Genomic DNA, 23,344 nt, shown 5'->3' with positions numbered 1-23,344 from the left:
TGACCTGCTCCCCGTTGATTAGTACACCCCGATGTTAGTAATGTCTTCATAAGCCACATGAGGACATCCCCATGAAGAAGCGTTTTTCCGACGAACAGATCATCAGTATTCTCCGCGAAGCCGAAGCTGGGGTACCCGCCCGTGAACTCTGCCGCAAGCATGCCATTTCCGATGCCACGTTTTACACCTGGCGTAAGAAGTATGGCGGTATGGAGGTGCCTGAAGTTAAGCGCCTGAAGTCGCTTGAGGAAGAGAACACCAGACTCAAGAAGCTGCTTGCCGAAGCCATGCTGGATAAAGAGGCGCTTCAGGTGGCTCTTGGGCGAAAGTACTGACGACAGACCAGAAGCGGGAAACCGTGATGTTGATGTGTGATGCGACCGGTCTGTCGCAACGTCGTGCCTGCAGGCTTACAGGTTTATCCCTGTCGACCTGCCGCTATGAGGCTCACCGTCCGGCTGCTGATGCGCATTTATCAGGGCGCATCATTGAGCTGGCACTGGAGCGCAGGCGTTTTGGCTACCGTCGTATTTGGCAGTTGCTGCGCCGTGAAGGGCTTCATGTTAATCATAAGCGCGTGTACCGGCTTTATCACCTCAGTGGCCTGGGCGTAAAACGCAGAAGACGTCGTAAAGGGCTGGCAACAGAACGTCTGCCGCTGCTCCGTCCGGCGGCGCCCAATCTGACCTGGTCGATGGATTTCGTCATGGACGCACTTTCCACCGGTCGCAGGATCAAGTGTCTTACCTGCGTCGATGATTTCACAAAGGAATGCCTGACGGTCACTGTTGCCTTTGGGATTTCAGGCGTTCAGGTCACGCGTATTCTGGACAGCATTGCACTGTTTCGAGGCTATCCGGCGACGATAAGAACTGACCAGGGGCCGGAGTTCACTTGCCGTGCACTGGATCAATGGGCCTTTGAGCATGGTGTTGAGTTGCGCTTAATCCAGCCGGGCAAGCCAACGCAGAACGGATTTATTGAGAGCTTTAACGGACGATTTCGCGATGAATGTTTGAATGAGCACTGGTTCAGCGATATCGTTCATGCCAGGAAAATTATTAATGACTGGCGGCAGGATTATAACGAATGCCGCCCGCACTCCACGCTGAATTATCAGACACCGTCTGAATTTGCAGCGGGCTGGAGAAAGGGTCATTCTGAGAATGAAGATTCCGACGTTACTAACTGAGTGTTGTATCTAATCGTGGGGGCAGGTCAGTAAGGCGCTGTGTAAGAAGTTGGGAATCTGTAATATCACCCTTTGTCGTTTAGAGGCGCAACACGGCTTTGAATATGCTTTGAATGTGCTACTTGGGAAAAAGCATAAACTTCGCTAACTCACTGAATTTTTAAAGGCTGACCTTATCGGGTTGGCCTTTTTTATTGTTTAAAGATTGATGAGAATGAAATATCTCTCTTCACAATGCTGCGCTAATCAACCATTGTTGTGCTTCACCTCGCCGGAGGAAGGCAAAATCATAACGAACAAGAGTTCCATGGGGGAAGCGCCTTTGTACTTACAAAAAATACCACTTATTCACTTACTTTAGTTACTCGCTCGCAGTAGAACCCACATCCAGATACCTTCGACAGTGTAAAAACGAAAGGCTTTTAATTGTTCAAGGTCTCTATATTTAAAGAAAAAAAACAATGTATAATCTCAGAACATTTAACCTAATGAGCACATAGATATGCTTAAACATACCCTGGTAAAAAACATACTTTTTTTCATGGCGTTAGCGTTAATTCTTTTTGGTATTTATGCAACTTTCACTTTGAGTGCTACGAGAGGAACCGTCATAATTGGAGCAGGTCTGGGCATAATGGTTATTACTCAATTCGATTGGAGCGAGATAAAAATACTTGGGCTTGAAGCAAAGTTAAGGGATACAATAAGCGATGCAGAAAATGTGTTAGATAGTTTGAGAAAAATTTCCATACCTATTTCTGAAGTTGCAATTTCATTGGCATCGAGAACAGGAAGAATGGATACCGCCACTTCAAACAAAGACCTGTTTAATCTTGTAACGTCTATATCAAATGAATTAAGAAGAATTAATGTAAGTGACAAAGAATTAGATGAAATAAAGAAGGACTGGTATTATTTCACAACTTTTGATATGTGCTCTATCTTATTAGAAGAAGCAAAAACAATTTTAAAAACACATCATGATAAACTAGAACAACAATATCGACTTTGGGTTGGTAACAAACCTATTTCAGATCATGTGACTAATCAAAAAATGATTGAGCAGGTTGAACATGCCAAAAAAGAATTGCAATATTTACGTAATCTCTTATGGAAAAAACCTTACTATGACATGCCATTTATCCTCAGGAAAGCTATAGATGAAAGCTCAGTCATTACTGCCAAAGAAAAAGAGTCTTTCTGGAAAAGCAATGATGAATTATGGAAAGATATTATATTTTATATAGAACACAAGAATTTTAGACGCCCACAATTATGGTTGTCTAAATAAAAAAGGGGTGCAAGCCCCTTTTAAATTCTTTAGAAAAGCACAAGAAAATAATAGTGCACTCTAATCTTAGTGTTTCACTATTTATAATTTTCCAAATTCCTTACTAATTCATCCCTTTCCTTTAACAAATCATCATGCATATTTCTCGACATTGGATCAGTAAGATCAAATGCGCCTTTCCCCAAATTTAAATTTTTAACACCATCAATGAGCGCTGTTCTAACAAGATTTCTATCGTTCACATCATTTACGTTATCCATTAAATCAAGGATATTTTTGTGTAATTCCAAGAGTGAATTATATATAGACATCACTGAATTTTTTTTGTTTACTCTTGTTTTGTAACTAATTTCATTTATTTTTTTATTTATATTATCAAGTGAGCCAACAATTCCTTTTCTAGCCTCAACCCTGATAATTTCACTCTTACTTCTAGATTTTGTCTGGAACAAAACTTCAGAGTTGACAACATCGCTTAATCTTGCCACATCAGAAACAATCGTTTTTATTCCATTTCTGTATGACTCATAGTTTGCAACAAAGTTTCCGACTGGATTAAGAGCCGTTAATAATACGCATATTTTACCATAAGCTGTAATACGAGCCTTTATAGAACCATCTTCGAAAGTTACTTCAATATCGACATCATCATAGAGGAAGAACCTCATTCGCTCTTCGGCATGGGTTTTAATGATATTCCTAATTCTTTCAATGGCTTCTTGTTTTTTCTCTCCATTAACAGTTAAAAGCCATTCAGGCTCAACATGTACATATGACTGGCTAAGAATGTTACTATTAATATAATCAGCCATGATAGTCCTTTATAATTTTTACTTTTCTGTTTATGAATAATACAAGGTTTGCCCGTCTAATTGCTGCAAAAAAAAATCTTTATTGCATATTATTAATGACAGCAAGCATACCTTGCGACCTTTGGCTCAGAGCCAGTCTAACTCATCAATAACATAACAAACTGTGAAGAGGGGGAAGGTATGCATATATCTTTTTGTGATCCCTGTCCCAGTTTTCTCATGCCCGACTACCTGTTGTAAATGCGCTAAGTTGCCAACCCATCCGGCTAAACAGGTTGAAATCATGGTATGTCGGAAGCTATGCACCAATCGCCGCTGCCCATAGTCATCAAGATAAGGAATACCAAGCTGATCACGCACATCTGCTAAAACTTTGCCGATCTTCGGCATGTTCTTACCCGACACAGGCGAAAAGATTTTCTCTTTCCATTGGCGGTTTACAAAATCAAGGAATCCCCATTCGATCAGTTTGGGATGTATTACAACCTGTCTAGTCGCGTTCTCAGTTTTCCCCTGCCCTCCTTCCGCGATCAGGAGATAGTGCCGCTGACTATCCTCATCATATTTGATATGAGATTTTTCCAGCTTTGCGATCTCGCCTCTTCTGGCTCCCGTGTACGCCAACAAAAGAGTGATCCACTTCTGCCAACCGTCAGGCTGCTTGAGCGCCCACCCCACAAACTTTCTCATTTCTGCTGCACTGTATGCTCCAAACCTCGCTTTAGACGGTGCGGCGACGATCCCATCTGTCGGAGACTTCTCCAGAATATCTTTATTATCAGTCAGGAAGGTTTTGAAGAGCGATTTATACATCTTTAAATGCTTGTGGATAGACTCAGCGCCAACCAAATCTTCGGGCGGAACATCATCACTCTCGATTAGTTGCTGAACCGTCATTGACCGATAAGGCTGTACAACACGCTTAGGCAAGTTTTCAACAACCTCCATTACCTGTTTAATGTCTTGCTTGGTAATCGTGGTTACATCAGTTGATGAACCCAAGACATTCAACATCACCTCCATAAAGCGCTCATTGGCTTGAGAGATAGCCTTCGTCCAGTTTTGGGCTTTCTCCTCTTTATACATCTTCCACGCGCCAGCCAGTGTTAACACGTGTTCTGGTTGTGCTTCAGTTTGTTCTTCCTCATCTATCAAAGGAGTGACAACCTCGCGGTCTTCGTGAACAACTATCGGCTGAATATTGCGCCGCACATCATTCAGAAATTGGTGCGCCAGCCATTGTTCATTCTGCTGCTTCAGACTATTGCCATACTCAGAAAGACGCTTGCCGAAGTGATCCGGTTGGATGGTTCCACGTTGAACCAGAGGGATTACAGGAGAAGCAAAAGACATGAGCAATTGCGCCTGGGTGTGGCTGTCAGTCTCTAACGACTTACGGAAAAACTTGTTATCAGGCAGACGGAAGCGAACGTAATAGACTCCGTTACGTTTAATGGTGTGGCGTATGGTTTTGTGTCCCATTTAGAGAGCCTCAATGTGTTACGGCTGAACAATACGGGACGAAAAGGAGCAATAATCTTTTGATTTATATGAGGATAATCGCCAGGACTACGCTGGCATTATCCAGATCAGGTGGTACGGGTATTTCTCAGCCTTCACCAGAAGGGCACCCCGAGTCGTTGAAACACAAACGTAATATGCTGGTTTCAGTAACAGGATACTGCCTGTGCTTAACGATGTAAATTGGCGCACTCCCCACTCCCGCAGTGAAACTACTGGTCAAGGTTGCTGCAATTCTGTACTTTCATTTACACTTTTTACGAAATGACTGGAGTGATCACAAAATAGTGCTTGTCAGACATCCGGTATGCCAGGAATGATACATGACTGATTTTGATGACCCGAAGAGGTAGAGAGGATGGGTATGAAGAATAAAATGTTGCTGGGTGCACTTCTGCTTGCAAGCAGCGTCGTCTGGGCCGCACCAGCTGCAACAGCTGCCCCCACCGGTATCGATAAGTATGAACTGAGCAGCTTTATTGCTGACTTCACCCATTTCAAACCCGGTGACAAGGTTCCACCACTGTATCTCACCGAAGAATACACCATTAAACAGTGGAATCTGCGCAACCTGCCCGCGCCGACGGCAGGCACCCACTGGACCTACATGGGCGGCGCGTATGTACTGGTCAATGATGCCGATGCTAAGATCATTAAGGCCTACGACGGCGAGATTTTTTATCATCGTTGAAAAAATACGCACTCGCTCTGATGAGGGAGTGCGTAAAATACCATATCATTATTAATCATAATCGATAACAATTTTTACACGGCTCAATACCTGCCCGGCTTTAAATATCTTATCTCCATAAGGAGTATATTTATATTTCAGCGGTATAATCGTATTTCTGGCCACGTTTTCTTTTAAATCTCCCCATGCTATCAGATCATAACGATTATTGCTTAAATTAACTACAGAACCATTTTTTATTAACTCAAAGCCAATATTTCCCGCGCTATCACTATTCGTATATTCATTAGGCAAAACATTACCTACAGCATTATCAGAAACGAATCTGTAATGAACAGATCTTGTGGCATAGGCCACAGCTTGGTCACAATCAATTTTCACTTCGGCATCAGCATCATGCACAAGCTCTTTACTTACATCTCCGTAACTTATGTTGCTAATTTTAACGGTAGTATCATTAAAAGAACATGTGGTTGGAGTGTAATTAAACTTAACTCTTATATATTGTTTTAAATTATAAGAATCCGAACCGGAACTTTCATTAAAACGCACATGATCTTTAAGAGTCACAGTTTCCCCTATGTTTTTTATTTCAGATGAAATAGATTTATTTTTTGTTAATCTGTATTTAATTGCATAGGTTACCTTAGAATTAAGATCATTTCTCGGAAAATTAAAATAATAACGAGCAATATCAAAAAAACTATTTGCAACGCTATAAGAACCGAGTGAGCTATTAACAGATAACTGAACTTCAACATATACACCATCATTATTTCCAGTTGTTAATATCTGATAATATTCAGAGGTACCAGATTCTTGACTTCTGGCTGTTAACTTATAAGATGAGCCTGGGTTAGACATTCCAAAATCACAATGATAGGTACTATTTCCTCCCGTAAAATTAAGAGGAATGTCTTCTGTTGATTGAAATGAATTAAGAGAGGCATCATTCAAATCCAACTCAATCACGTCACTTTCAGCTGTTGCACCAGTAGTACTTGGATTAAAATCCAAAAATTTAAATGAAACCGGAAAACAATTGCAGAATACTGAACTTGACATCATAACCAAAATTAATCCCAGGATAAATCTCATATCTCCTCCTCACCGACAAATATAAACTTTACTTTCATCAATCGTTTTACCAAAGGAGATTGAGCATGAAAGTCCCTGTTGTTTATCCACTGCGACTTTAATTTCCGGCGGCACACTGTCGGTACGAATAAAGAGCTGGCTTCCCTGACCTACCACACCGATATTGTGTCCATGAATATCCTCTACTTCGTAACCAAACGTCAGCGGTGAACCATCAGGGCGCTGCGCCCGGATATACCAGGGTTTGCGTTGGTCGGTATCAAACCTTGTCAGCACTACCGCTCCGCGGTAAGGGGCGGCGCTGCGGCGGTTGCCTTGCAGGTCGGTTTCACTATTGGTGTTAGACACATCCAGCGTCAGGTGGTTTTCACGATAAGGCGTTAAACCGTCGTAGACCACCACGCCATTACGGTTGGTGGTACGGTATTTCTGCCCGTTCACATATGCTCCTTCCAGACCCGGCGCATGCATCACGGCAAACGTTTCCGACAGTCGGTTGGCTAAATTCACGCCACCAGACCAGGCCACAAGGCCACCCGAAATGCTGCCGCCAGCTTGCGTATATTTAGACGACTGGCTGTAGCTGCCGTTAAGCGTAGCAACTGGCGCATTCCACGTCAGATTGCCGCCCGCTGTTGTCTCGCTGTCCTGCCGTTGATGACTGAGATTCACCCCATAGTTAAACTGATCGCGACTGCCTGCGGTACCGGAAAGCCCGGTATTGTTAGACGCAAAACCATCATCATCAAAAGTCGTTGAGTTAGACACATACAAATGTCTGCGCGGAGCGCTAATATCATCTCCCCAGTCAAACGGAATGGAGATAAAGATGTTAAAACGTTTATCTTCGTGATGATCTTCATCGTAAGTCTGACTAGCTGAAAAGGTATAGCTAATCCGTTGCCAGCTATTGGAATAACTCAGTTGATAATCTTTGCTGCTACCGCTACGCCCCCAGTAGTCTCGCCACAGCGTACTGAGCGAGAATGAACCCCAACCTTGCGGCAGAGACTGGCTGACGTTGGCCGAAAAACTGTTCTTACGACCAAAATCATTCTGATAATAATCTGCAATGTCATACACATCGTTTTCATCGCGACGGTAGTTATTTTTGTTATTTGCCCAGACGTGATCGTTAAACGTGCGATAGTCCTTGGAAGAGTAGCGATACGCCGCCAGGCCAAAACGGGTGGCAGTTTGTGTCAAATACTTGTTATAAGCAATCTGGTAACTTTGCCCGTCAAACACATCACCGCTATCCTGCTTACTGTGGGACTGTGTTGCATCAACGGAAATCGCGCCAATACGCGTATTCCAGCCGGTACCCAACGTAAACGCATTGTAGTTATCCGCCAGCATGGTACCGCCGTACAGCGTTAACAGATTATTCAGCCCGTACTGATAGCTCATCTGTGCAAAGTCGGTCTGGTTACTGGCGCCTTCGATATGGCTACGCCCAGCCGCAAAATCATATTTTGAGACACCCGGCTGCAACATATTGGGCACCGCAGCATAGGGCACCAGATAGGTTGTTACCGATCCGTCCGCCTCTTTGATACTGACGTCAAGATCCGCACCGCCACCAGCCAACTGCAAATCAGCAATAGAGAACGGGCCAGGCGGAACCTCTTTCTGGTAAACCACAAAGCCGTTCTGCTCGATGGTGACCAACGCATTGCTTTGCGCAATCCCCTGAACCAGCGGCGTAAAATTCTGCTTTGAGTTTGGCAGCATCTGCATATCGCGATACAACCGTACGCCACGAAAGCGCACAGCATCAAAAATATCTGATGAGGTATACATATCCCCGGCACGCAGAGTGCCCAAAATTTGCGGGATGCCGCGTTCCAGATACAGGGTGTTGCTTTTCCACTCCCCGCTGCTGTCATCGGTTTTGTTATAGCTGGCATCGGAATGCAGCTGCCAGCCCAGCAGGTTTAACCCACTGGTAAAACGCGCGTAGGTACTTTTGCTGTTACCAGAATCCTTATAGTCGCTGTAATACTGGCTGGCATAGTACGAGGTATAGAAGGCATTGATGCCGTGATCCCAGTTCTCAGGAGGAACATACCCTTGCTCAAGTTCATCGACATAGGCCTGCGGAACGCTGAGATCCAGGCGAAACGTGCCGATATTCCAGGCATAACTGCCCCCTTGCACCGCCTGCTTTAGGGTTGGGCATTCATTCTGCTTGTCCAACGCCTGTATATTTATCCCCAGACGCGTTAATACATCGCGTGATAAACAGGTATCATCCGGATTATCCTTAACCGTAATTTCATACTTACCACGCCACTGTTTATTGACGTAGATATCAATATCATATTGGCCTGGCAGGGGTTGATTATCGTCGAGGCGAAAATCAGAAACTTTCTCGCCTTTCATGCCACCCATCATAAAGTGAGTGTCAAACGTTTCCTCTGCGGCATGGACATCAATGCCGAGTAGCAACAGTAATACCGCCGAAGCAATCGGAGTCATCCTTAACATAACCAGCTCCTGTTATTTTAAGCTGACGTTATCGCTAATATAATTACCGTGATCGTCAATAATGGTTATTTTATACTGATTGGCATTAGCACTTTTTAATGCCACATTTGCACTGGAGAGCGGTGCAAGCATAATACTTCCGTTGTTGATCTTGACATTATTAACTTTAACTTCTGTCACCGTGATCCAATTAGCGGCATCATTCTTAATGGAGTAAATGCTACCACTACGTTGCATAGACAGTTTTTGAAATGTGTTTTTATTAACTGGCGCTATTCCTTTAGGCCGATAGAATAATTTAATTCGATTCTGCATTGCAAATTTCAATACATTTTTACCGGTGCTGTCTGGATTGTTTGGTGGAATATCCAGCACATTGAGATAAAAAAGGCTCTCTTTGTTATTGGGCAGCATATTTGGTAATTTTTTTATTTTTAACTGCTGGCCAGAATCCCTGGCAATTTTTGCCACCGGGGGGGTGAGCATAAAAGGTACGTGAATTTTTTCCGGTGGCAACGAGCTATCGCCATCATCGATCCACGACTGTACCAGAGAAGATCGTTCCCCCTGGTTCATCAATTGTACCAGAACTTCGTTTTTTTCTGCCGGGTAGATAACACGCGTACCATAAATCACAAGGCCAGCATGGACGGGTTGCACAGATGCGATTAATAAAGCGCTTAGAATCCATTTCATGTTGCGTTCGTCCTTTTAAAAAACTGCCGGTGAATACACCGGCATAAAAATCTATTCTGCAGAAACAGAAATAGTTAAAACCGATGATATTTCCCCTGCAACAACTGGTGTTGCTTCATTTAACCTAGCGTACTGAGCTGAAAAATCCAGAGAATATTCCACCCCTGAAGGATCATCTTTAGTTGCGGTAAGAATATCTCTGATATTAGTTTCCTCATCATTAGTAATCAATTTAGTACCTAATTTCAATTTAACACCAACGCCCTTAGAAGCATCCATATCACCGTTTACTTCTTTTGTATTTTTAAGCACACCATCTGTAGTAAATTCCCCATTAGAAATTCTTATTGTATTTAATTTTGTACCTGCTGGACATATTATCTTCATTGGTGTTGCATTAGCCACTTCAGTACCAACAACTGCACCTGCAGACAATCCAGAAAAACGTGAAGCATCAATTTCCGGCAATGTGATAACACTTGAGTTCTTGTTATCTTCAAAATGGCAAGAACTATTAATAATAGTACCTTCGATTGTTAACGTCCCTTCTTCTCCAGCAGCAAAAGCCCCAGCGCTCATAAATACAGCAGACAGTACAGCAACAGAAATAATTGAACGTTTCATAGTATCTTCCTTAATTAAGTAATTTCTATTTATTAAGAGTTGTTATCTCTTGAAATTAAATTCGCACAACAAAAACGTTATCGCAATGTGAACACGTTGTTTTGTTGATTTAAAACAAGTTACTAATTGCAATATAATTGCAACAAATAAGTGAAGATAAACACTATTTATATATTTAATAAATTAGCGTTATTAATTGTCGTTTTTATTTGCTGGGGAAATAAAAAAGCACTCATCATTCATATAAATGATGAGTGCTTAATATAAACACTGAGATTCTTAGTTTAATCGTAACGGTTTAACACTATCTGTCGCATAGAATCCCCTGGTACAGAAACGATCTCGGTCACGACGCCCCTCGCTGGAACAGGATCCACATGACTGACATTTGAAAGATGAAGAGATTGACCGCATTTCTGTTGAACGTTGTTATTCACGACGTCAGCACTACAGGTTGGTTCAACGACTCGCCCACTGATTGTTAAGGTCGCAGTATCGGAAGCGAAGGTAGGGGCGCTCATTCCATAAGTCAGAGCTATAATTCCCATCAGTAAACTTTTTTTCATTTTAATCGTTATTCCTGTGGTTAGCATCAAATAGCATACAGAGGACCTGTTCAGCAGATTATGGGCATAACACCCTATTTGAACCAATTGAAATTGTAGATTAATGAGATAGATTTGATCAATTATAATGATGCATCGAGGTGATTTATTCGGAAAAAGGCATGAATTATAAACGCAGAATGAACAATATCGTAAGATTTTTAAATTTAATATATTCACCGCATCAATAATACATTGATACGGTGAATATCTGTAATGCTATAAATTACACCGCGCGGAAGGCAATCTCGCCCGGAATAACTTCTCCTTGCCAGTAGAGCTGTGCAGCCACTCGTCCTGCCAGGTCGCGGTAAATAGCAGTAAATTCGCTATCAGGACGGCTGATCACCGTCGGCGTACCACGATCGAGGTCCTCACGCAGAGAAATATGCAGCGGTATCTGTCCCAGCAGTTGAGTGTGATACTGTTCCGCCAACTTCTGTGCCCCACCGGTACCGAAGATCGGTTCATGGTGACCGCAGTTGCTGCAAATATGCATACTCATATTCTCAACAATACCCAGTACCGGCACTTCGACTTTTTCGAACATCACGATGCCCTTTTTCGCATCGATCAGCGCGATGTCCTGCGGCGTAGTGACAACAACCGCGCCCGTTACCGGAATGTTCTGCGCCAGCGTCAGCTGGATGTCACCGGTGCCCGGCGGCATATCCAGTACCAGATAATCAAGATCCGGCCATAAGGTTTCCTGCAACATCTGCAGCAGCGCTTTACTGGCCATCGGGCCGCGCCATACCATTGCGTTATCGTCAGTGACCAGATAACCAATGGAATTCGTTGCCAGACCATGAGACATGATCGGTGCCATGTGGGTACCATCTGGCGAGGTTGGACGCTGGTTTTCCGCGCCAAGCATTGTCGGGATAGACGGACCATAAATATCGGCGTCCAGAATCCCCACCTTCGCCCCTTCTGCAGCCAGCGCCAGCGCCAGGTTCACGGCGGTAGAGGATTTACCCACACCACCCTTACCTGAACTGACGGCGATGATGTTTTTCACACCATTAATACCCGGCTGGTTTTTCACGCGTTTCAGCGTCGCGATGTTATGCGACAGTTTCCAGTCGATCGCTTTCGCACCGGTAATACGCAGCAGATCGGCGCTACATTGCTCTTTTAAGTCCTCAAACGCGCTATGCCAGACAAACGGCATGACCAGCTCAACGTGCAACGTGTCATCCATCCAGGCGACGTGGTGCAACGCTTTAAGCGTCGTCAGATTATGCTTCAGGGTTGAATGCTGAAAATTCGCCAGCGTCCCGGCAACCATGGCGCGCAGGGTCTCTGGTGATTTGGCCTGGGATTGTGCGTTCATCCCGACTCCTTTTTGTTGTTCTGAATATACAATAGTCACCAGGTAGTTTACTCCAACCGCAACAATTATTCATTTACGGATAAATGCCCTTATCGCTTGGCGCAGTAATTACCATTTTGGTACTATCAAAGCCCTTTTCACTACAAAAGAAGTAATTGCCCACTATGACTCAAGTCGCGAAGAAAATTCTGGTAACGTGCGCGCTGCCGTACGCCAACGGCTCAATCCACCTCGGCCATATGCTGGAGCACATCCAGGCTGATGTCTGGGTCCGTTACCAGCGAATGCGCGGCCACCAGGTTAACTTCATCTGCGCGGACGACGCACACGGTACGCCAATCATGCTGAAAGCACAGCAGCTTGGGATCACGCCAGAGCAGATGATCGGTGAAATGAGTCAGGAGCATCAGACTGATTTTGCAGGTTTTGACATCAGCTATGACAACTACCACTCGACGCACAGCGAAGAGAATCGTGAGCTGTCTGAGCTGATTTATACGCGCCTGAAGGAGAACGGTTTTATTAAGAACCGTACAATCTCCCAGCTTTACGATCCGGAAAAAGGCATGTTCCTGCCGGACCGTTTCGTTAAAGGCACTTGCCCGAAATGTAAGTCTCCGGATCAATACGGCGATAACTGTGAAGTCTGCGGCGCAACCTACAGCCCGACCGAACTTATCGAGCCGAAATCCGTCGTGTCTGGCGCAACGCCAGTGATGCGTGACTCCGAACACTTCTTCTTTGATCTGCCGTCATTCAGCGAAATGCTGCAGGCGTGGACGCGCAGCGGCGCGTTACAGGAGCAGGTCGCCAACAAAATGCAGGAATGGTTCGAATCCGGCCTGCAACAGTGGGATATCTCTCGCGATTCCCCGTACTTCGGTTTTGAAATCCCGAATGCGCCTGGCAAGTACTTCTATGTCTGGCTGGACGCGCCAATTGGCTATATGGGTTCATTCAAAAACCTGTGCGATAAGCGCGGTGACACCACCAGTTTTGACGAATACTGGAAGAAAGATTCCGACGCCGAGCTATATCACTTCATCGGTAAAGATATCGTTTACTTCCACAGCCTGTTCTGGCCTGCCATGCTGGAAGGCAGCAACTTCCGTAAGCCGACCAACCTGTTTGTACACGGTTATGTGACGGTGAACGGCGCGAAGATGTCCAAATCTCGCGGCACCTTCATTAAGGCCAGCACCTGGCTGAAGCACTTCGATGCCGACAGCCTGCGCTACTACTACACCGCGAAGCTTTCTTCACGTATTGATGACATCGACCTAAACCTGGAAGACTTTGTCCAGCGCGTTAACGCCGATATCGTCAACAAAGTAGTCAACCTGGCATCCCGTAACGCCGGCTTTATTGCTAAGCGTTTTGACGGCGTTCTGGCGGCTGAGCTGGCCGACCCGGCGCTGTATAAAACCTTCACCGACGCCGCAGCGGTGATTGGCGAAGCATGGGAAAGCCGCGAATTTGGTAAAGCGATCCGTGAAATCATGGCGCTGGCCGACGTGGCAAACCGCTACGTTGACGAACAGGCACCGTGGGTCGTGGCCAAACAGGAAGGCCGCGATGCCGACCTGCAGGCGATCTGCTCTATGGGTATCAACCTGTTCCGCGTGCTGATGACCTACCTGAAACCGGTTCTGCCAACGCTTGCTGAACGTGTTGAAGCTTTCCTGAACAGCGAACTGAGCTGGGATGCCATTGAGCAGCCACTGCTCGGCCACAAGGTCAACACCTTTAAAGCGCTCTACAATCGTATCGACATGAAACAAGTTGAAGCGCTGGTTGAAGCGTCGAAAGAAGAAGTGAAAGCAGCTGCTGCACCGGTTACCGGCCCGCTGGCGGATGACCCGATTCAGGAAACCATCACCTTTGACGATTTCGCCAAAGTTGACCTGCGCGTAGCGCTGATTGAAAACGCCGAGTTCGTGGAAGGTTCCGACAAACTGCTGCGTCTGACGCTGGATCTCGGTGGTGAGAAACGTAACGTCTTCTCTGGTATTCGTTCTGCGTATCCAGATCCGCAGGTCCTGATTGGCCGCCAGACCATTATGGTTGCCAACCTGGCTCCTCGTAAGATGCGCTTCGGCATTTCCGAAGGGATGGTGATGGCCGCAGGTCCTGGCGGGAAAGATATCTTCCTGTTAAGCCCGGATGAAGGTGCAAAACCAGGCCAACAGGTGAAGTAAATCAAACATCTCAAGCGCTGCAACTGCAGCGCTTTTTTTTGCTACGCAAGTGCTTCCTCTAATCTCAACCCCTGCTCCATTTTCGGACTGCTTCGTTGTTAATATTAGATTTATTCTATACTGCTCTGGTATCAAGGTAGTCTGAGCTCACCAGATTCGTGGACGTTATTATTTAACATCCGATATTCATGAAATGGAGTTTTACATGAAAGCGTTACAAAAATTATTTTTTCTCGCCGTAGCATCGATTGTGGTTTTTTCCCTGGCGGGATGTGGTGATAAAGAAGAGACAAAAACATTCAATGCCAACCTTAATGGTTCTGATATCACCGTCTCTTACACCTATAAAGGTGATAAAGTCCTGAAGCAAATCTCCGAAAGTAAAATTAGCTATGCGTCAGTCGGTGCCAGCAATAAAGAGGAGGCAGCAAAAGTATTCGACGCATTAAGCGCCAAATATCAAAACATTACTGGCATAGAAGAAAAACTCACCTATTCAGATACCTACGCGCAAGAAAATGTCACTATCGATATGGAAAAAGTTGATATAAAAGCGTTGCAGGCTATTTCAGGGATGAAGCTATCTGAAAACGCCGATAAAAACTTCAGCATGAAGCAAATGCAAACGGTAATGGAATCGGCGGGTTTTAAAGAAGTGAAGTAAACCATCGGCGACCCGATGTTAATCGGCGTCGCCCATTTTTTCTTTATGGCTTCGCGTTATGTACCCGTGATGTCAAACCACGCAGAAAATAACGCAGGAACTGATCGCCGCATTCGCGATAGTTCTTATGATCAGGTGCACGCATCATGGCGGTAATTTCCGGCATCGACACACGGAATTTCTGCTCGGTCATAATAGCCAGAATATCGTCGGTTTTCAGCGAAAAAGCGATACGCAGCTTTTTCAGCACCGTATTGTTATTAACACGACGCTCCAGCGCCAGTTCCGGTGCAGAATCATCTTTACCACGCAGATGATAAATCAGGCCGTTTAAAAAACCGGAGAGAATGATATCCGGGCAACGAACAAACCCTGCTTCATCTTCTTTTGTCATCCAGGTATCGAAACCTGCGGAGGTGGATTCCATGTCAGCGAGCGCAAGAATACGCACCATGTCGTTATTGTTCGCTTTTAGGGTGTAGCGCAGGCTACGAAGAATATCGTTACTTAGCATAGAGCCTTCAACTGTCGGTGATGCAATGGCGCGCAGTGTATCAGTTTTACAGTCCAATCGCCTCTTTTAGACTTTTAAGATAACGACGACTCACCGGAACGGTCAGTCCGTTACGCAAAATCAGTTCCGCCTGACCGTTGTCTTCCAGACGGATCTCCTGCAATTGCGCCATATTCACCAGATATTGCCGATGACAACGCAGCAGAGGAGTACGGCTCTCCAGCGTCCTGAGCGTCAACTCAGTGAAGCCTTCTTTACCATCGCTGCTCGTCACATACACACCACTCATGCGACTGCTGATAAACGCCACATCATCCATTTGCAGCAAATAAATCCGACTATGGCCGCTGCACGGAATAAACTTCAGTGCCTGCTGATTTTCTGGTAGCAGTGATACATCCTGCTTGGTGCGCTCCTGACGCAAACGGATCAGCGTTTTTTCCAGCCGTGTTTCTTCAATCGGCTTGAGCAGATAATCAAACGCATGTTCTTCGAAGGCTTTCACCGCATACTCATCAAAGGCGGTCAGAAAAACAATGTATGGACGATGCTCAGGATCAAGCATACCAACCATTTCCAGGCCGCTGATTCGCGGCATCTGAATATCAAGGAACAGAACATCCGGACGCAATTTATGCACCGCGCCAATGGCTTCCACCGCATTCGAACATTCACCGACAATCTCGATGTCGCTTTGCTCTTGCAACAGGATCCGCAGATTCTCCCGGGCTAACGGTTCGTCATCGACAATCAGCACTTTGATCATGCCAGTTCCTCCAGAGGAAGTCGTAAAGTGATTCGGGTAAAGCGGTCAGGTTCACACGCTACGCTGATGCCAAAATCATCGCCAAACCGCTCGCGCAGTCGTTTATCGACCAGATTCATACCCAGTCCACTGGCTTCTGAGGTTGGCTGATACAGCCCAGCATTGTCTTCAATATCCAGCATCAGATATTGCCCTTCGCGACGGGCGGTAATCGATACTTCACCGGTATCCAGTAACTGAGAAGTGCCGTGTTTGATGGCATTCTCCACGATGGGCTGCAGAGTAAAGGCGGGTAATTGCTGATGCGAAAGTTCTTCTGGCACCGTCAAGGTCACCTGAAGACGCGACTGGAATCGTGCCTTTTCAATTTGCAGATAAGCATTAACGTGTTCAATTTCATCGGCCAGCGTCACAATTTCCGACGGGCGTTTTAAATTTTTACGAAAGAACGTCGACAGATACTGCACCAGTTGGCTGGCCTGCTCGCTATCGCGTCGGATCACAGCTTTGATGGTGTTAAGTGCATTAAACAGAAAATGGGGATTGACCTGGGCGTGCAGGAGTTTTATTTCCGACTGCGTGAGCATCGCTTTTTGCCGCTCATACTGCCCGGCCAGAATCTGTGCCGAAAGCAGTTGGGCGATCCCTTCCCCCAGCGTACGGTTGATCGAACTAAAGAGGCGGTTTTTGGCTTCATACAGTTTGATGGTCCCCATTACCCGCTGGTTTTCACCTCGCAGAGGGATCACCAGCGTCGAGCCTAATTTGCATTGCGGGTGCAAAGAGCAACGGTAAGGAACTTCATTCCCATCGGCATACACCACCTCTCCGGTTTCAATCGCGCGTTGGGTATATGACGATGAAATAGGTTTTCCGGGTAGATGGTGATCATCACCAATACCGGTAAATGCCAGCAGTTTCTCACGATCGGTAATCGCCACCGCACCGATATCCAGCTCTTCATACAGCACCTGAGCAACCTTCATGCTGTTAACCTCGTTGAACCCCTGGCGTAAAATACCTTCCGTTGAGGCGGCAACTTTGAGTGCTGTGGCGGAAAAAGCGGAGGTATATTTTTCAAACATCGCCCGTTTATCGAGCAAAATACGCATAAACAAGGCGGCGCCCACGGTATTGGTTACCATCATAGGTGCGGCAATATTGCTGACCAACCGAAACGCATCGTCAAACGGACGGGCAATTAATAAGATGATCAGCATCTGCACCAGTTCGGCGACAAAGGTAATCGCCCCCGCAGTCAGCGGACTAAAGACTTTATCGGTACGACCACGACGGGTGAGCACGCTGTGCACCAGCCCGCCGAGCAACCCTTCCACAATGGTCGAGATCATGCAGCTAAGCGCTGTCATCCCACCCATAGAATAACGATGCAAACCGCCGGTAAGACCAACTAAGCCACCGACCACCGGGCCGCCAAGCAGCCCGCCCATCACCGCGCCAATAGCGCGAGTGTTAGCAATAGAGTCATCGATATGCAGCCCGAAATAGGTGCCTAAAATGCAGAAAATGGAAAAAGTAACATAGCAAAGCAGTTTATGCGGGAGTCGGATAGTCACCTGCATCAGCGGGATAAACAAACGCGTTTTGCTCATGAGCCACGCGATAACGAGGAACACACACATCTGCTGAAGCAGCAGCAACACCAGATTAAACTCGTACATACCCGCCAACCACACATCACTTAAAAGCGCGTAACATACATGGGCTGCGTGTAACTTTCTTTGAAGTGTTGCAAAAAAAGACGAATTTGTGAGAACGATCACTCGAAAGCGCGAGCATGGTTACAAATTCACCCATTCATAGATCAAAAAACAGACAAAACTACCTGGTTCGCAAAAGAGCGTCTAAAGTAAAACTGGGACCTCGCGAGCAAGAGTGAGACGACGATGGCGCTTTACACAATAGGTGAAGTGGCTTTGCTTTGTGATATCAACCCTGTCACTTTACGCGCGTGGCAGAGGCGTTACGGATTACTTAAACCGCAGCGGACAGACGGCGGGCATCGCCTGTTTAACGATGCGGATATTGACCGGATCCGCGAGATAAAACGCTGGATAAACAACGGTGTCCAGGTAAGTAAGGTTAAAATGTTGCTCAGCAATGAGAGCATTGATGTGCATAACGGTTGGCGTGAACAACAAGAGACGCTGTTGAGCTATTTGCAAAGTAATAATCTGCATAGCCTCAGACTATGGATCAAAGAGCGTGGCCAGGATTATCCCGCACAAACGCTCAACACCCATTTGTTCATTCCGTTACGCCGACGTCTGCAATGCCAACAGCCGATCCTGCAGGCGTTACTGGGGATCCTCGACGGCGTACTGATCAACTACATCGCGATTTGTCTGGCCTCAGCACGTAAGAAACAGGGGAAAGATGCTCTGGTGGTTGGCTGGAACATTCAGGATACGACCCGCTTATGGCTGGAAGGTTGGGTCGCCAGCCAGCAGGGATGGCGCATTGACGTCCTTGCCCATTCGCTGAACCAACTGCGACCGGAGCTGTTTGAAGGTCGCACCTTGCTTGTCTGGTGCGGCGAAAACCAAACGTCCGCTCAGCAGCAACAGCTGAATGAATGGCGCGCGTTAGGTCACGATATTTATCCACTCGGTATTTAGAGCCTGGCCCATTAGGGCTATTTTGCTTGCCATTTCGAACCAGGGCAGTGCTCAGACAACACTCAGAGAGTTTTGAACGCCCTTTAGGGCGGCCCGGAGGGTGAGCGTAGCGAATAATCCTCACGTACTACGTGTACGCTCCGGTTCTTCCGCGCTGGCCGTGTTCAAACTGTCTGCGCCAATAACACCTACTGGTCCAGGCTCTTAATATTCTATTAACAAACGTGTACAATCCTTGAATTCACATAAGGAGTGCATAATGAGCGCAGCTAAAATCGGTGTCATTACCCTCTTCCTGCTGATGGCCATCGGCGGTATCGGCGGTGTCATGCTGGCAGGCTATACCTTTATTTTACGTGCCGGGTAAGATGTCTCGCTAATTTCTCAAACCCGCGGTCAACAATTACCGCCGCCAGCGCGACCAGCAGCGCCCCCTGAATCACATAGGCGGTATTGAACCCACTCAGCCCGATAATAATCGGCGTACCCAGCGTGTTCGCCCCAACGGTTGAGGCGATGGTTGCGGTGCCGATATTAATAATCACCGACGTGCGAATCCCGGCCAGAATCACCGGGGCCGCCAGCGGCAACTCGACTTTACGCAGCCGCTGCCCCTGACTCATGCCCATTCCGCTGGCAATATCCATCACGCTGGGTGAAATTCCGCCGAGTCCCGCCAGCGTTGCCTGCAAGATCGGTAATACGCCATACAGGATCAACGCGATAATTGCCGGTTCAGGACCAAATCCCATCACCGGTACGGCGATCGCCAGCACAGCAACTGGCGGAAAGGTCTGTCCCACGGCGGCGATGGTTTCCACCATCGGCCTGAATTCCGCGCCCCAGGGCCGGGTTACAGCTATACCGGCCCCGGTGCCAATAAGTACGGCAATCAGGCTTGAAATCCCCACCAGGCCAAAATGGCTCAGTGCCAGCACCGCAAAACTTTCCTGCTGATACACGGGACGCGGTAGCGCCGGAAATAGCGCACTGAACAAGGCCTGACTATGAGGCAACCCAACTAACAGGACCAGAAACAGGACAATAAGCCATAACAACGGATCAGCAAGACGTTTCACGGGTCGGCATCTCCGAAAGCAAATCACGAAAATGAAGCGTCCCGCAGGACACCCCCTGCGGGGTCACGACCGGCAAGACGTCGCAACCGCGCGCTACGAACACCGACAACGCATCACGCAGCGTCATTTCATCTACCAACGGTTCACCGGCGGTGTGTTCACCGCGACGGATAAAATCCCCTACCGTGCGAAGCGACAACAGACGTACGCCCAGTTCACTACGGCCAAAGAATGTTTGCACGAATTCGTTCGCCGGTGCAGTCAGCATCGACAGCGGCGTGCCTTGCTGTACTACCTTTCCTGCATCCATCAGAACCAGATGCTCCGCCAGCCTTAGCGCCTCGTCGATATCATGCGTCACCAGCACAATGGTACGCCCGAGCAGACGATGAATACGCGTCATCTCCTGCTGCAGCGCACCGCGGGTGACCGGATCCAGCGCGCCAAAAGGCTCATCCATCAGCAGTACCTGCGGATCTGCCGCCAAGGCACGCGCCACGCCGACCCGCTGCTGTTGCCCGCCAGACAGCTGATGCGGATAACGATGGCGCAAACTTTCCTCAAGACCCAGCAGCGCCATCAGTTCGTCTGTTCGGTCATCAATACGTGAACGCGACCACTTTTGTAGCTGCGGCACCGTGGCGATGTTCTGCGCGACGGTCCAGTGGGGAAACAAGCCAATAGACTGAATCGCGTATCCCATGCGCCGCCTTAACTCCAGCACCGGCAGGCTGCGGATCTCTTCCCCAGCAAAGCGAATCTGTCCGCTGTCATGTTCAACCAGCCGATTGATCATTTTCAGCGTGGTGGATTTCCCGGAACCTGACGTGCCAATTAACACCGAAAAGCTGCCCTCCCCCAACCGCAGATTAAGGTCGTCAACGGCTGTTTGCTGACCATAGGTTTTACTGACATGGCGAAATTCAATCATTGTTTGTTACCTTCAACAGCGCGAGCCCTAAATCAAACAGCGCATCAATCAATACCGCCAGTACCACAACCGGGATCACGCCCAGCAACACTAAATCGACGGCGCTACTGAGCAATCCCTGAAAGACCAGCGCGCCAAATCCCCCTGCGCCAATCAGCGCAGCGATTACCGCCATTCCCACCGTTTGCACCATCACCACCCGCAAACTGCGCAAGAAGACCGGCAGCGCCAGTGGAAACTGCACCGAGACAAATCGCTGGAAAGTGCTCATCCCCATCGCTCGGGCGCTTTCCAGCACATCGCGTGGAACCTGATGCAATCCAGCTACTACGCCGCGCACCAGCGGTAACAGCGCATACAGCACCAACGCAATAAGCGCAGGCGTCAGGCCGGTTCCGGCGACGCCGAGTGAACCCAGCAAGGGAAAATGCTTCACCAACCCGGCAAGGGGCGCAATCAACAGGCCAAACAGCGCGACGGAGGGGATGGTTTGGATGATATTCAGTACTGCAAAAACCGGTCCCTGACGGGCGACAGAGAAAGCACACCAGATGCCCAGTGGTACGCCAATCACGAGTGCGGGCACCACGGTAGCGAACAGAATTGTCAGATGTTGTGCCAGGGCGTCGTTAAAAACATCCTGGCGGTTGGCATACTCTTTAAGAAGGGAAAGATCGTTAAACGTGCCGGAGAACAAAAGCACCAGCGGAAAAATGAAAATTTGCGCGTGCAAAAGCCAGCGCCATGACGCCTGTTCGGTGATGCGACGAATGGCGTCACTGGCGGCCAGCAGCATCAGTCCTAGCCCCAACCAGAACCCGCTGCCCAGGCTGGTTCTGGCCAGTGGACTTCCCGTCTGGGCCAGATACGTTGCCGTTGTTCCTGCGGTTACCAGCGCTGCTATAACCAGCAACTGGCTAATAACAAGCGTCAATATATTGCCGGGCTTTCCCGGTACAAAGCACAGAAGAAACAGTAGCAAACAGGCTACTGCCAATCCCCACGCCATGTCGGGCCGGATATCCCAGAGTTGGCGCCCCTCACCAGAGACCAGGCGATTAGGCGCATAGCTAATGAAAGGCAGTGCTGCCGCCGCGAAGGTAAGAAGTACCAGTAACAACAGCACCCGATTAACTGAAATCTTTGACAAAACAACCACCCGCTGCAAATTCCGTTACTTCACCCATCCTTTTTGCTTCAGGTAGTCTGCTGCGACTTTTTTCGCATCCAGCCCCTCCACGGCAATACTGGCATTCAGCTGCTGCAGCGTTTTTTCATCCAGGCTGGCAAAAACCGGTTGTAGCCATTCTCCCATTTGCGGGTAGTCTTTCAGCACCGATTCACGCACGACGGGTGCTGGCGCATAAATAGGTTGGACACCTTTTGGGTCGCTTAAGGTTTGCAGACCGAGCGCCGCAACCGGGCCATCGGTGCCATAGGCCATCGCCGCATTGACGCCAGAAGTCTGCTGCGCCGCCGCTTTAATCGTCACTGCGGTATCCCCCCCTGCCAGCGACAACAGCTGATTTTGATTCAGTTTGAAATCATAAGCTTTTTCAAATGCAGGCAGCGCGTCAGCCCGCTCGATAAATTCAGCAGAGGCGGCAAGTTTGAACGTTCCCCCGTCTTTCAGGTAACGGCCTAAATCAGCAAGGGACTCAAGCTTGTTCTTTTGCGCGATATCCTGGCGTACTGCAATGGTCCAGGTATTGTTGGCAGGAGCAGGCGTTAGCCAGACCAGCTTATTTTGCTCTGCGTCCAGCTTTTTCACTTTCTCGAATCCGGCCTGCGCATTTTTCCACGCGGGATCATTTTCATCTTTAAAAAAGAATGCGCCATTACCGGTATATTCCGGATAAATATCCAGCTCACCGGAGGTGATTGCCCCACGCACCACTGGGGTGGTACCCAGCTGTACTTTATTGACGGTTTTCACGCCATGGCTTTCGAGCACCTGCAAAATAATGTTGCCGAGCAGCGCCCCTTCGGTATCGATTTTTGAACCGACCGTGACGGGTGACGCGGCCTGTAAGGGCAGGCTTATCGCGGCTAACAGCGCCAGCGAACCCACCGATACTTTTGAGATTATCATGCTGTACTCCTCATCCTTTTGCGGCCCTTTTCAGAGACTTGAGGAAAAAGCATAGTCGAAAAATCAAGCCTTAACCTGGCTATTGGGTGGTAACGCTGAGAGTTA

22 protein-coding genes are annotated in these 23,344 nt (G+C 47.5%); 7 read left to right on the top strand and 15 right to left on the bottom strand.

Going from position 1 to position 23,344, the window contains the following annotated elements:
- Positions 1-71: 71 nt before the first annotated feature.
- Positions 72-1,192, top strand: a protein-coding gene (locus OGY71_RS14045; RefSeq protein ID WP_136754148.1) for an IS3-like element ISSen4 family transposase whose coding sequence is annotated in 2 segments (ribosomal slippage) — positions 72-330 and positions 330-1,192 — 1,122 coding nt in all. Because the reading frame shifts where the segments join, the coding sequence is not laid out codon by codon here.
- A gap of 502 nt (positions 1,193-1,694) precedes the next feature.
- Entirely contained in the window at positions 1,695-2,483 is a 789-nt protein-coding gene (locus OGY71_RS14040) for a hypothetical protein (protein WP_063859107.1), read from the top strand.
- 77 nt (positions 2,484-2,560) lie between these two features.
- Here OGY71_RS14040 and OGY71_RS14035 read toward each other — a convergent pair whose 3' ends face one another.
- Positions 2,561-3,295 carry a hypothetical protein gene (locus OGY71_RS14035; RefSeq protein ID WP_126678181.1) on the bottom strand — a complete coding sequence of 245 codons (735 nt, stop codon included), beginning with the start codon at positions 3,293-3,295 and terminating at the stop codon, positions 2,561-2,563.
- Positions 3,296-3,421: 126 nt separating this feature from the next.
- Complete coding sequence (locus OGY71_RS14030) at positions 3,422-4,777, bottom strand: site-specific integrase (RefSeq protein ID WP_286613420.1); 1,356 nt, start codon at positions 4,775-4,777, stop codon at positions 3,422-3,424.
- A gap of 397 nt (positions 4,778-5,174) precedes the next feature.
- Here OGY71_RS14030 and OGY71_RS14025 point away from each other — a divergent pair, with 397 nt between their 5' ends.
- A complete protein-coding gene (locus OGY71_RS14025; protein ID WP_003834436.1) occupies positions 5,175-5,507 on the top strand; it encodes an RcnB family protein in 333 nt (110 codons plus the stop codon).
- Positions 5,508-5,558: 51 nt separating this feature from the next.
- Here the strand turns inward: OGY71_RS14025 and OGY71_RS14020 are convergent, their stop codons facing one another.
- The 6 genes from OGY71_RS14020 to apbC form a co-directional block, all read right to left on the bottom strand.
- Positions 5,559-6,605 carry a fimbrial protein gene (locus tag OGY71_RS14020; RefSeq protein WP_154816696.1) on the bottom strand — a complete coding sequence of 349 codons (1,047 nt, stop codon included), beginning with the start codon at positions 6,603-6,605 and terminating at the stop codon, positions 5,559-5,561.
- 9 nt (positions 6,606-6,614) lie between these two features.
- Positions 6,615-9,095, bottom strand: coding sequence for a fimbrial biogenesis outer membrane usher protein (locus OGY71_RS14015; protein WP_063940506.1), 2,481 nt, complete (start codon positions 9,093-9,095; stop codon positions 6,615-6,617).
- 12 nt (positions 9,096-9,107) lie between these two features.
- Positions 9,108-9,791 carry a fimbria/pilus periplasmic chaperone gene (locus OGY71_RS14010; protein ID WP_125112581.1) on the bottom strand — a complete coding sequence of 228 codons (684 nt, stop codon included), beginning with the start codon at positions 9,789-9,791 and terminating at the stop codon, positions 9,108-9,110.
- A gap of 51 nt (positions 9,792-9,842) precedes the next feature.
- Positions 9,843-10,415, bottom strand: a complete 573-nt coding sequence (locus tag OGY71_RS14005) for a fimbrial protein (RefSeq protein WP_063940507.1) — start codon at positions 10,413-10,415, stop codon at positions 9,843-9,845.
- Positions 10,416-10,699: 284 nt separating this feature from the next.
- The gene (locus OGY71_RS14000) at positions 10,700-10,981 is read right to left on the bottom strand and encodes a DUF2574 family protein (protein WP_003834449.1); all 282 of its coding nucleotides are present in this window, start codon (positions 10,979-10,981) and stop codon (positions 10,700-10,702) included.
- Between the two features lie 265 nt (positions 10,982-11,246).
- Complete coding sequence (apbC, locus tag OGY71_RS13995) at positions 11,247-12,356, bottom strand: iron-sulfur cluster carrier protein ApbC (protein WP_286613419.1); 1,110 nt, start codon at positions 12,354-12,356, stop codon at positions 11,247-11,249.
- A 164-nt stretch (positions 12,357-12,520) separates the two neighbouring features.
- Between apbC and metG the strand changes: the two genes are divergently transcribed.
- Together metG and OGY71_RS13985 are read left to right on the top strand one after the other, a co-directional pair.
- Positions 12,521-14,554, top strand: coding sequence for a methionine--tRNA ligase (gene metG / locus OGY71_RS13990; protein WP_003834451.1), 2,034 nt, complete (start codon positions 12,521-12,523; stop codon positions 14,552-14,554).
- A 205-nt stretch (positions 14,555-14,759) separates the two neighbouring features.
- Entirely contained in the window at positions 14,760-15,218 is a 459-nt protein-coding gene (locus OGY71_RS13985; RefSeq protein WP_003834453.1) for a YehR family lipoprotein, read from the top strand.
- A 43-nt stretch (positions 15,219-15,261) separates the two neighbouring features.
- On the opposite strand, the gene OGY71_RS13980 is transcribed toward OGY71_RS13985, so the two are convergent.
- From OGY71_RS13980 to OGY71_RS13970, 3 genes are read right to left on the bottom strand one after another with little or no spacing between them, the layout of a single operon-like run.
- On the bottom strand, positions 15,262-15,732 hold the full coding sequence (locus OGY71_RS13980; protein WP_003834454.1) for a YehS family protein: 471 nt from the start codon (positions 15,730-15,732) through the stop codon (positions 15,262-15,264).
- Positions 15,733-15,778: 46 nt separating this feature from the next.
- Positions 15,779-16,498, bottom strand: coding sequence for a two-component system response regulator BtsR (gene btsR, locus OGY71_RS13975; RefSeq protein WP_003834456.1), 720 nt, complete (start codon positions 16,496-16,498; stop codon positions 15,779-15,781).
- The gene (locus OGY71_RS13970; protein ID WP_003834458.1) at positions 16,495-18,180 is read right to left on the bottom strand and encodes a sensor histidine kinase; all 1,686 of its coding nucleotides are present in this window, start codon (positions 18,178-18,180) and stop codon (positions 16,495-16,497) included. Before OGY71_RS13970 ends, btsR begins: the two co-directional genes overlap by 4 nt.
- A gap of 225 nt (positions 18,181-18,405) precedes the next feature.
- Here OGY71_RS13970 and mlrA point away from each other — a divergent pair, with 225 nt between their 5' ends.
- Both mlrA and OGY71_RS13960 read left to right on the top strand, forming a co-directional pair.
- Positions 18,406-19,137, top strand: a complete 732-nt coding sequence (gene mlrA, locus OGY71_RS13965; protein ID WP_125112584.1) for an HTH-type transcriptional regulator MlrA — start codon at positions 18,406-18,408, stop codon at positions 19,135-19,137.
- A 259-nt stretch (positions 19,138-19,396) separates the two neighbouring features.
- Complete coding sequence (locus OGY71_RS13960; RefSeq protein ID WP_003027354.1) at positions 19,397-19,504, top strand: protein YohO; 108 nt, start codon at positions 19,397-19,399, stop codon at positions 19,502-19,504.
- On the opposite strand, the gene OGY71_RS13955 is transcribed toward OGY71_RS13960, so the two are convergent.
- Genes OGY71_RS13955 through osmF form a run of 4 tightly spaced genes read right to left on the bottom strand, consistent with a single transcriptional unit; the run spans position 19,485 to position 23,239 of the window.
- Entirely contained in the window at positions 19,485-20,216 is a 732-nt protein-coding gene (locus OGY71_RS13955; RefSeq protein ID WP_003834464.1) for an ABC transporter permease, read from the bottom strand. The two genes, OGY71_RS13960 and OGY71_RS13955, sit on opposite strands and share 20 nt — an antisense overlap.
- The gene (locus OGY71_RS13950; protein ID WP_149335149.1) at positions 20,200-21,147 is read right to left on the bottom strand and encodes an ABC transporter ATP-binding protein; all 948 of its coding nucleotides are present in this window, start codon (positions 21,145-21,147) and stop codon (positions 20,200-20,202) included. The genes OGY71_RS13955 and OGY71_RS13950 overlap by 17 nt, the downstream gene beginning before the upstream one ends.
- Positions 21,140-22,306: an ABC transporter permease gene (locus tag OGY71_RS13945; RefSeq protein ID WP_275145692.1), complete on the bottom strand. Its 1,167-nt coding sequence runs from the start codon at positions 22,304-22,306 to the stop codon at positions 21,140-21,142. Before OGY71_RS13945 ends, OGY71_RS13950 begins: the two co-directional genes overlap by 8 nt.
- 15 nt (positions 22,307-22,321) lie before the next feature.
- Positions 22,322-23,239, bottom strand: coding sequence for a glycine betaine ABC transporter substrate-binding protein OsmF (gene osmF, locus OGY71_RS13940; protein ID WP_063940510.1), 918 nt, complete (start codon positions 23,237-23,239; stop codon positions 22,322-22,324).
- Between the last annotated feature and the right edge of the window lie 105 nt (positions 23,240-23,344).

It is taken from the genome of Citrobacter sp. Cpo109 (genome assembly GCF_030332565.1).
GTDB classification, from domain to species: Bacteria; Pseudomonadota; Gammaproteobacteria; order Enterobacterales; family Enterobacteriaceae; genus Citrobacter; species Citrobacter portucalensis.
Note: the sequence above shows the minus strand (reverse complement) of the source record. Positions and strands in the feature narration are given on the sequence as shown.

Excerpts from the sequence above, each read along its gene's own strand:
- OGY71_RS13985 (WP_003834453.1), top strand. The coding sequence starts at position 14,760 with ATGAAAGCGTTACAAAAATTATTTTTTCTCGCCGTAGCATCGATTGTG.
- OGY71_RS14010 (WP_125112581.1), bottom strand. The coding sequence starts at position 9,791 with ATGAAATGGATTCTAAGCGCTTTATTAATCGCATCTGTGCAACCCGTC.
- OGY71_RS14025 (WP_003834436.1), top strand. The coding sequence starts at position 5,175 with ATGGGTATGAAGAATAAAATGTTGCTGGGTGCACTTCTGCTTGCAAGC.
- OGY71_RS14015 (WP_063940506.1), bottom strand. The coding sequence starts at position 9,095 with ATGTTAAGGATGACTCCGATTGCTTCGGCGGTATTACTGTTGCTACTC.
- OGY71_RS14005 (WP_063940507.1), bottom strand. The coding sequence starts at position 10,415 with ATGAAACGTTCAATTATTTCTGTTGCTGTACTGTCTGCTGTATTTATG.
- OGY71_RS13950 (WP_149335149.1), bottom strand. The coding sequence starts at position 21,147 with ATGATTGAATTTCGCCATGTCAGTAAAACCTATGGTCAGCAAACAGCC.
- metG (WP_003834451.1), top strand. The coding sequence starts at position 12,521 with ATGACTCAAGTCGCGAAGAAAATTCTGGTAACGTGCGCGCTGCCGTAC.
- OGY71_RS14035 (WP_126678181.1), bottom strand. The coding sequence starts at position 3,295 with ATGGCTGATTATATTAATAGTAACATTCTTAGCCAGTCATATGTACAT.
- OGY71_RS14020 (WP_154816696.1), bottom strand. The coding sequence starts at position 6,605 with ATGAGATTTATCCTGGGATTAATTTTGGTTATGATGTCAAGTTCAGTA.
- apbC (WP_286613419.1), bottom strand. The coding sequence starts at position 12,356 with ATGAACGCACAATCCCAGGCCAAATCACCAGAGACCCTGCGCGCCATG.
- OGY71_RS13970 (WP_003834458.1), bottom strand. The coding sequence starts at position 18,180 with ATGTACGAGTTTAATCTGGTGTTGCTGCTGCTTCAGCAGATGTGTGTG.
- OGY71_RS13960 (WP_003027354.1), top strand. The coding sequence starts at position 19,397 with ATGAGCGCAGCTAAAATCGGTGTCATTACCCTCTTCCTGCTGATGGCC.
- OGY71_RS14030 (WP_286613420.1), bottom strand. The coding sequence starts at position 4,777 with ATGGGACACAAAACCATACGCCACACCATTAAACGTAACGGAGTCTAT.
- OGY71_RS13980 (WP_003834454.1), bottom strand. The coding sequence starts at position 15,732 with ATGCTAAGTAACGATATTCTTCGTAGCCTGCGCTACACCCTAAAAGCG.
- btsR (WP_003834456.1), bottom strand. The coding sequence starts at position 16,498 with ATGATCAAAGTGCTGATTGTCGATGACGAACCGTTAGCCCGGGAGAAT.
- OGY71_RS14040 (WP_063859107.1), top strand. The coding sequence starts at position 1,695 with ATGCTTAAACATACCCTGGTAAAAAACATACTTTTTTTCATGGCGTTA.
- OGY71_RS14000 (WP_003834449.1), bottom strand. The coding sequence starts at position 10,981 with ATGAAAAAAAGTTTACTGATGGGAATTATAGCTCTGACTTATGGAATG.
- osmF (WP_063940510.1), bottom strand. The coding sequence starts at position 23,239 with ATGATAATCTCAAAAGTATCGGTGGGTTCGCTGGCGCTGTTAGCCGCG.
- mlrA (WP_125112584.1), top strand. The coding sequence starts at position 18,406 with ATGGCGCTTTACACAATAGGTGAAGTGGCTTTGCTTTGTGATATCAAC.